We start from the raw sequence: 8,028 nt of genomic DNA on the forward strand, positions 1-8,028 counted from the left end.
AGTATATTTAATATATAATTTATATAGGAATGAATCCCAAGTAATAGAACTAATAGATACTTTAGGCAAAGAGTTTAATATTCGCTTATTAAGTTATTCTTCGCGAAGAACTCCAAAAAGATTTGAACCGTTTGTACAAGAATTTGCTAATAAATTCAGCATAAAACCTGAGTTGCTGGGAGTTCTTAAGCTACTTTCATATATTCACTATGGAAACACCAACTTACTAAAAGCAATCTCTATCATACCTAAAAACTTATTAGATATAGCTAAATTTAGTAATCTTGAAGACAAAGAATCTGCGGCTATCCTCAGTTTAATAAGAGGTGATATATCCTTAGAAGAAATTAAATTAGTATCTGATCTAGCTATTAGATGCACTGGAAAATGTTCCAGATTTTCTTTAAAAGCTCTTACTTTAATACGAGAGGGTAAATTATCTTTATATAGTGCTGAAGAATTATTAATACAGTTAATGTATACAGTTTCTTATTTAGATTCTAATTGCTTTGGAGCAATGTTAGAAGCTGCAAATGAGATATTGTCAGCACGTACTAGTAATTTGAGAAATAAAGAACTATGGCTTAAACTTGGTTTACCAGAAGGACTAGGTAAAATGATTCTACAATTTTCAAACCAACAAGATAACATATACATAATTTGATATAACTTTTTAACTATGCGATGAGATAGTACTTTCCTGTTGACAAACCCTACAGCTTTTTGCCATGCTTTGGGTTGAATATCAGGGTCTAGCTTGGATAGTGACCATGATTTGCCATTCATTAGCCGACAAAATGTGATCGGAACGATCACATTTTTGCTCTAAGTTATCAAATATTACTGCTGCATCCATTAGAAGATAAGACTGGCGACGATTATGCCCAAAGCGATCGCGGCAATACTCCTCAAAGGTTTTGTGAGTAGAGCGATATAACTTGCGATCCCGTAATTCCATTAATGCCTTCCCCGCCTCAAAAAATGCCCTCTCTACTTTCCTCTCCAGGAGTAGGCGATCATTAATTTCCTGCTCGGTTAGTTCCGGTACTTCAACAGCAGGAACGTCCAGAATTACTACATCCTGATTATTTTGGGAAGAGATATCTTGCTGTGTTTTGCTAACTGGTGGTTCTGAGCCAGCAGAAACAGTGGAAGTAGGTTTGTTGCGTTTAGAGAATGGCTTTTGCATGGCTTCGCTTCCTACTTCTCACTATTTTCAGATTTACATCAAGGTCAACCCCTAGCACTGATTTAACTTACGAAGCGTTTTCTAGGTTAGGGATAGATAGCTTTTTATCGACAATTTGAAAACAATGTGTCTGCTGTATAGAGTATTTATGTTTAATTATGAGTGCCAAATGGTTCAAGTCTCATTAGCTATGGGAAGCATCAAATTTCCTTTTGCTTTCCTTTGCAGCCTCAATAACTTCTTCAAGAGTGCATTGGTAAACTTCCAAAAATTTGGGTATGTCTTCAATTGGCAACCTGGGAGTGTGCCGCCCAATATCCCAGTTACGGACAGTTGACTCAGCAATTCCTAACCTTGATGCCACATCTACTGTTCTTAACCCTGCTTTTTCTCTTAACCCCTTCATATCCATAACAAATAGTAATACCAATAGAATATCAGCTAGTTAACACAGTTGACAAGCGCAGTTAACTAGCGGATAATAGATACATAAGAGAAGCGCCCCTGACTGCGAATCTGAAGCGCTTCTTTTGCCCTAAATTTAAAGAGCCTTCCAATTATGACTCACGCCGTTTACACTTATCAACAGCTGCAACTGAAATCGATTGCCCGACTCAAGCAAATCTACAGCGAAATCGCCTGCACAGTCGAAGTAAGCGACAAACGCTGTAAGGATTCTTGGATTAGTGCGATCGCTAAATATCAGGCAAGCAAGATTCAGAAAATCGCCCCTGCTGCCCCCGACGAACAAGCGATCGCTCAAGCCGAACTCGACCACTTCATCGCTGACCAAGCCAAAGCCATAGCTCCCGAACCCCTCACAACAGTCGAAATCTCGTTTGATCATCACGAATATTATGCTGGTAATCAACTCATAGCCAGCATTAGCCATGACGACAACCATTTAACGCAACGCTGGGTAGTCATGGTCAACGATAAAGAAATATTTCGTGCCAACACTCTAATGCGTTGCGATCGCTTCATCTGCACTCACTATAAAGACGGCACACTGCCAGCCCAAGAAGCAGAGGTGCAGGGGAGCAGGGGTGCAGAGGGGAAAAAATTACAACAACTTTCTCCTCTGCCCCTCTGCGCCTCTGCCCCCATACCTTCCTCTTCTACTGAAAACCAAATCATGGCGCATATCTTCAACGAGTGCCAGAATTATGGGTTTGAAATTCTCGGTGATGGCATTTACAACGACAACGGCGTGAAACTGGGGCAAGTCGGATGCACTGACGGTAACTGGTGGGTGAAGAGGCGTTATTCAGTCCAGCAGCAGTATTCTAACTCGGTTTATGATGCTGTGCGCTCATTGTCAATGCTGGATGTGCCTACTGATGGTAAATCCATTTTTGATGAATATATTTTAGACCAACCGTTAGAACAGCTAACTGGCGATAAATTGCAACGGCTGCTGGAGAGAACGGAGTTAGTCACAGCGTAATCTTGGGCTTCGCCTGGGAAAAGGTTAAAGGGGAAGGGGGAAAGGTAAATTTCTTCATTCCTTTCCCCTTTACCCTTTCCCCCTTCCCCTAATTATTTATTTACCAATCCCCATTAAATCAATGCAACCCACAATATCAATCCCTCAACACTGGGGCTACCCTCGCTTTGGTTTGGAGCAACGCACAGAACAAGGCACGATTTTAGGACTTTACTACTACCCATCTGGTACAGAGTTGGCTGAACAGTTTGATGATGGTTGGCGCTATGTGCTGATGCCTAACAAGAATTCTGATGAAATATCGTACTTGAAAGAGGATCAAATCCAACCGCTCACACCAGAAGAATTATTCTCAGAAATTACCGCAGAGATTGACTTTTATCAACAGCAGATAAATAAACTCAACCGACAGTTAGACGCAATAACCAGAGGTACAAGCAATGGCTAAAACAGTTGATAACTACGTGGAACGTACTTCTGCTAGATTACTGCACTCTCTAAGTCGCTCTGGTGGTTCTATTCCTTTGCACCGCATTCAGTTCTCAGAAACTATCATCCAATATTTACTTGATAAAAAACGGGTACAAGTGCAAAACACTGGATGCGGTTTTTTGTTGGAGATTGCCGAAGATTTTTAGGTTATTAATCCCAGAGGAAAAAGCATGATTGACTACGTTAACGCACTTAAAACCAGTTGGTATATCTCCCCGCCTTGGGGTCAAACAATTCCGCCCGTTGAGGTAAATTTACTGGAGAGAATTTATCTGAAAACCACGAGAACATTTGGTTACTGTTCTGGTGTCCAGTGGAAATATGAATGTTGGCTTTATACAATCATTTGTGGTGACGAAATTGTTCACGCTACAGAACATCAAATCATTGGGACTGGTCAATTAGAAGCTCTCACGGTGCAAAAACCTGCTTTCGCTTTAGGGCAGAAAGTAATCCTTTGTTCTTATGGTGATGACACAAAGCAACGGCTAATTCTGGGGGTTGTACTTGTGGATAAGTTTTGGTTTTACCTTGTCGAATTGGTATCGCCAACATTGGCTGAAACACCAACCATACTTAATCGCTTTTCGTTGGTCGGTGAAAAAAGTTTGGTGCGCGTAAATGTCTAATTCTCTCTAATCAACAACGAAAATTTATCACCCAACTAAATTTATGTCACAAATCGAAGTAGCTCAAATTATTGAACAGATAAAGCAAGAAATCACTGTTGACTCTAATGGACAAGGTAAAGCCAGTATTCGGGCAACTGCAAGGCTGGCAGATGTACAAGATTCTTCGCTTCGTCGTGCGTTACTAAGTGCGGCACTGGAACCCTCTGTATTAGCCCAAAGCCTTATACAACAAGGCTTTACCCCTGCGGCACTGGAAACCTGGAATGAGGGAATACCTGATATGGGTGTTGCTGCCGTTATTGAATATTACGCTTTTGATGCTGGGCGGTACTGCAAACAGCAAGCCAGACTTGTATGCAAAGCTTTTAACCGGATTGGTGTTCGTGCCTGGATGCAAGACATTCTGGGCTGGACAAAACCCGCTACTCAACCACAAGAACAACCCACTACACCAGCCCTCCCCCCAGTTGAACAACGATTGCATACTCTTGTCCTGGCAATGAAAGCTTTAGCTGAGTTAACTGGTGGCAGACTCAACCCGTACACCGAACAGCAATTTAAAGACTATGCCGGCAACCTTCTGGCTGAACATAACAGAAAATTGTTAACCGCCACAGAAGAACGCTGGCTTGGCGTGGTCAATTTTGCAGAGAGCGAACTCGGCAAGACAGTTCCCACTAAAGGCTCCCATTATCGCGGACACCTAGGGACATGGGTGAGAACATTTTACCCACACTTAGGCGATCGCCAAGAAACACGGCTAGTTAATGGCGTTCAACAGCCCGTCTATGTCTACGCTTGTCACGATCCGGCTGTTGCGGCAGGCTTAACCAAAGCTATAGAAGAATTCTTTGCTCATCCCAGTCCTGGTACAGCGCTAAGGCAGGCGGGGGCTTTCGCTAGTAAGAAAGAAAAGGTATCAGTTTAATAGCCATCAGTCTTCAGTGATCAGTTCCCTGAATTTTTTTACTACTGGTTACGCAACTATTACCTGTAGGGATTTTTGGATTACACGAAAAGTTTTACAGCTTATTGGTTAAGCAGAGAATAAGTAATAGATAAGGATAGGTTAATGACACGATTTCATGACCCAAGAGCAGCAGCACTAGCTCAACAGATCGACCAAATCAACGTAATCGGTTGGGAAGGAGCCTGTGACATGGCACTACAACACGTAGTAAAAGGCGAGTTATCCCCAGTAGAAACAGTATTGCGTTTCGATATGTTCCAAAAAAGAGCGCAAGACACAGCCTCCCAAAGACAGGCAATTTGGACAGAGCAAGTAAACCAAGGCATTAGCGGAATCGAGTGGTACACCGTTGAGTATGGCGGCGTGAATGTGGAGCTTCCTCGACTGTGTGAGGAGTTGATGCTCGTTCCTGGTGATAAGGAAATTTTGATGCAGTCCAAGTCGGTGGCGCTCGACTTCCTCGCGCACTGGAACATGGTTTTCAAACTATGGCGTTACGACCGCGAAACAGAATCGCGCTGGTTTTTATGTCGATGGAGTCAGTTTTACACCGAATACATGAACCGGGAATGGGTGGAAGTTTGGGCTGAGGATGAAGTTTACCAGATTCTTTTACCAGATGGAACATTCCAGGACAAACCCATGTTTGCTATCAACGCCTGCTGCTGCTGGGGTAATCCGCTAGCAATCCATCGCACCACTGCATACTCTGATTCTGGCTCAAGCTGGTTTCAGTGGAATAATTTTACACCTTGGAGATAGAAGTGATCGCTATTAAACAAGTAGTAATCACCACGTTAAACACTTTTTCATATTTGGCATAACCAACATGAGAGTCATTGTTAGAGTCACAGAAAAAATTACTAGTGAAGCTCACATTAATATCCCTGATGGGCTTTCAGAAGCAGGCATTAGGCAGCATATTGTAGACCGCTATAACAATGGCGAGATGCTGACTGAGATGAACATTTTTCAAGTGGATTTTGAATCAATCAGCGCTCAAGTTGTCAAACAAGTTGGAGAGAATTTATGACTGTTGCACAACTCCTGACACCACAACCATATACAAGTGCATCTATAGAAACTGTTAGTAGGCATCCACTGAACTTTTATGAATCTCCATCGTGGTTTACTACTGAGTTATTGCGCTATGTTCCGTTATCTGGTGTGATTGGTGAGCCTTGTGTGGGGCATGGAGCGATCGCTTCTTTACTTAGAGTGTGGCCCTACACCGAGCAAATGTGGACGAACGATATTGATCCACATAAATCGGCTGATTACCATCTGGATGCAACACTATCCGAGTCATGGGCTAAGTTTCCCGATTGTGACTGGATCTGCACTAACCCACCATACGCGGAATTTGCTGCACCAATTATCAAAAATGCCTGCCAGAAGGCGCGTGTGGGTGTCGCTGCTTTTTTACTTACCAGCTTTCTCGAACCTTGTGATGATCGGGCGGATTTCTTGCAACAATACCCGCCGTCACTTGTTCTAATCATGCCACGCTTCTGTTTTCGGAAAGACAAACGGGGTACTCGTTGGGCTACCGATAACATAACCATCTCGTGCTTTGTGTGGGACAAACGCGCAACAGGGCAGCAAATTATTATTCGTCCCAAGTCGGCGATCGCTGGGTTTTACAAGAACCCTGAGCAGGCCATAACTCAAGAGCAGGCGATTGAGATTGTACGGGCGATAGCGTGTGGTGAAGTTAGTACAAACTATTGATTGAAGAGGTAATTATGTCTACAAATATACAATGGTGTGACGAAACCTGGAATGTAATTGTTGGCTGTTCACGGGTTTCTGGAAGTCCTGGCTGTGCGCGATGCTATGCAGCGAAAGCTGCCAAATCCCCGCGACTTCAACAATTCCCCCAGTATCAAACTGTTAGTAATTGGGATGGCACAGTTGAATTTGTCAAATCTCAACTTATTAAACCATTGTCTTGGAAAAAGCCGAAAAGAATTTTTGTATGCTCAATGGCTGATTTGTTTCACGCCAATGTCCCTGACGAATGGATTCATCAAGTAATGGCTGTTGTTGTTCTTTCACCTCAGCATACTTTTCAAATCTTGACTAAGCGACCAGAAAGAATGAAGGAGTATTTTAGTCAACAATCACTATGGATCAAATGGTATGAAGCAGCCAAAGATTTTCTTTGGGACGCTATTAGTGAGAAATTTGGAGGATTAATTAATCTTCAACAATATTTTATTGACCAACCATTCCCCTTACCAAATGTGTGGTTAGGAACCTCCACTGAGAATCAACTAATGGCGAACAAGCGCATTCCAATTCTCCTAGAAATTCCAGCCGCAGTTCGGTTTTTATCTTGTGAGCCACTGCTTGAAGAAATCGATTTGAGGCAAGGAGGTGCAATTCAAAAATTAATTAGTGATTCCTACGAATGGGAATTAGTAAATGAAGATATCCAGTGGATTGTTGTAGGGGGTGAGTCTGGCCCAAATTCCAGACCATGCCACATGGAATGGATTGAGTCTATTGTTCAACAGTGCCAACAATCCCAAACGCCTGTGTTTGTGAAGCAGTTGGGGGCGAATGCAATATTTGAGGGACAGCGATTTAAAACCCGCGACAAGAAAGGGGGAGACATTGAAGAGTTTCCACAAGAATTACAGGTTAGAGAATTTCCTTTTTCTATACATGAGTAAAAGCAAATCCCCCACACTGTTTTTCAGAAGCGGGGGAAGGAAAAGTTTTTTGTAGGGTTCTAACGATGAGTTTAACAAAAAAAATAAACATTGCTGGAGGGTTTAAAAGATGACTACCGACAGCTTTAGCGACAACAGAAGAAAACGCCATATTTATATGGATAGTAAGCTTGACGATTTGCCATTAACAATGGAGGCATATCGTGTTTACTGTCATTTGTGCCGTCGAGCCGGTTGTGATAACAATGCTTTCCCTTCCTACAAATCCATTGGTGAGTTCTGCTTTCGGGGGTCTTTTCCAAATTCACCAACTGACACTTTACGCCGAAAAGCGATCGCAGCAGTAAATGAACTTATCTGTTGGAATTTGATCACAAAAACCAGCAGAGAGAATAACGGGCTACAAACATCAAATCATTACAGTCTTACGGACATGGAAGACTGGTTCCCTAATCCATTAAAACCGTCTTCCTTAATCAGAGGAAAGAAAGATTTAGGTAGTGTTGGGGGGACACTAGGGGTAGTGCTGGGGGGACACCCCGGTAGTGCTGGGGGACCACCCCCGGGAGTGTTGGGGGAACACCCGGGTAGTGTGGGGGGGCCACCCCATGAGTGTGCAA

At 42.8% G+C, this 8,028-nt stretch carries 13 protein-coding genes; 11 read left to right on the forward strand and 2 right to left on the reverse strand.

Features of this window, described 5'->3' with window-relative positions; genetic code table 11:
- A partial coding sequence (locus tag G1O98_RS35045; protein ID WP_163938483.1) for a hypothetical protein occupies nt 1-664 on the forward strand: 664 nt, incomplete at its 5' end.
- 81 nt (nt 665-745) lie between these two features.
- Here G1O98_RS35045 and G1O98_RS40435 read toward each other — a convergent pair.
- Both G1O98_RS40435 and G1O98_RS35055 read right to left on the reverse strand, forming a co-directional pair.
- Nucleotides 746-1,189: a hypothetical protein gene (locus G1O98_RS40435; protein WP_243458632.1), complete on the reverse strand. Its 444-nt coding sequence runs from the start codon at nt 1,187-1,189 to the stop codon at nt 746-748.
- 184 nt (nt 1,190-1,373) lie between these two features.
- Nucleotides 1,374-1,619, reverse strand: a complete 246-nt coding sequence (locus G1O98_RS35055; protein ID WP_242054395.1) for a helix-turn-helix transcriptional regulator — start codon at nt 1,617-1,619, stop codon at nt 1,374-1,376.
- Between the two features lie 129 nt (nt 1,620-1,748).
- Between G1O98_RS35055 and G1O98_RS35060 the strand changes: the two genes are divergently transcribed.
- The 10 genes from G1O98_RS35060 to G1O98_RS35105 form a co-directional block, all read left to right on the forward strand.
- Nucleotides 1,749-2,636 carry a hypothetical protein gene (locus G1O98_RS35060; RefSeq protein ID WP_163938485.1) on the forward strand — a complete coding sequence of 296 codons (888 nt, stop codon included), beginning with the start codon at nt 1,749-1,751 and terminating at the stop codon, nt 2,634-2,636.
- A 121-nt stretch (nt 2,637-2,757) separates the two neighbouring features.
- Entirely contained in the window at nt 2,758-3,084 is a 327-nt protein-coding gene (locus G1O98_RS35065) for a hypothetical protein (protein ID WP_163938489.1), read from the forward strand.
- Nucleotides 3,077-3,274 (forward strand): hypothetical protein, encoded by a 198-nt coding sequence (locus tag G1O98_RS35070; RefSeq protein WP_163938492.1) that lies wholly within the window; start codon nt 3,077-3,079, stop codon nt 3,272-3,274. Before G1O98_RS35065 ends, G1O98_RS35070 begins: the two co-directional genes overlap by 8 nt.
- A gap of 24 nt (nt 3,275-3,298) precedes the next feature.
- On the forward strand, nt 3,299-3,757 hold the full coding sequence (locus G1O98_RS35075; protein WP_163938496.1) for a DUF1392 domain-containing protein: 459 nt from the start codon (nt 3,299-3,301) through the stop codon (nt 3,755-3,757).
- 43 nt (nt 3,758-3,800) lie between these two features.
- Nucleotides 3,801-4,688, forward strand: a complete 888-nt coding sequence (locus G1O98_RS35080) for a hypothetical protein (protein WP_163938499.1) — start codon at nt 3,801-3,803, stop codon at nt 4,686-4,688.
- Between the two features lie 144 nt (nt 4,689-4,832).
- Nucleotides 4,833-5,492 (forward strand): hypothetical protein, encoded by a 660-nt coding sequence (locus G1O98_RS35085; protein WP_163938502.1) that lies wholly within the window; start codon nt 4,833-4,835, stop codon nt 5,490-5,492.
- A gap of 67 nt (nt 5,493-5,559) precedes the next feature.
- On the forward strand, nt 5,560-5,763 hold the full coding sequence (locus tag G1O98_RS35090; RefSeq protein WP_163938505.1) for a hypothetical protein: 204 nt from the start codon (nt 5,560-5,562) through the stop codon (nt 5,761-5,763).
- On the forward strand, nt 5,760-6,461 hold the full coding sequence (locus G1O98_RS35095) for a hypothetical protein (RefSeq protein WP_163938509.1): 702 nt from the start codon (nt 5,760-5,762) through the stop codon (nt 6,459-6,461). The genes G1O98_RS35090 and G1O98_RS35095 overlap by 4 nt, the downstream gene beginning before the upstream one ends.
- Before the next feature lie 14 nt (nt 6,462-6,475).
- Nucleotides 6,476-7,408 (forward strand): phage Gp37/Gp68 family protein, encoded by a 933-nt coding sequence (locus tag G1O98_RS35100; protein WP_163938513.1) that lies wholly within the window; start codon nt 6,476-6,478, stop codon nt 7,406-7,408.
- Nucleotides 7,409-7,517: 109 nt separating this feature from the next.
- Nucleotides 7,518-8,028: hypothetical protein (locus tag G1O98_RS35105; protein ID WP_202985848.1), on the forward strand; the 511-nt coding region annotated here is incomplete at its 3' end.

This window comes from Nostoc sp. UIC 10630 (assembly GCF_010747425.1).
Taxonomy (GTDB): Bacteria; Cyanobacteriota; Cyanobacteriia; order Cyanobacteriales; family Nostocaceae; genus Nostoc.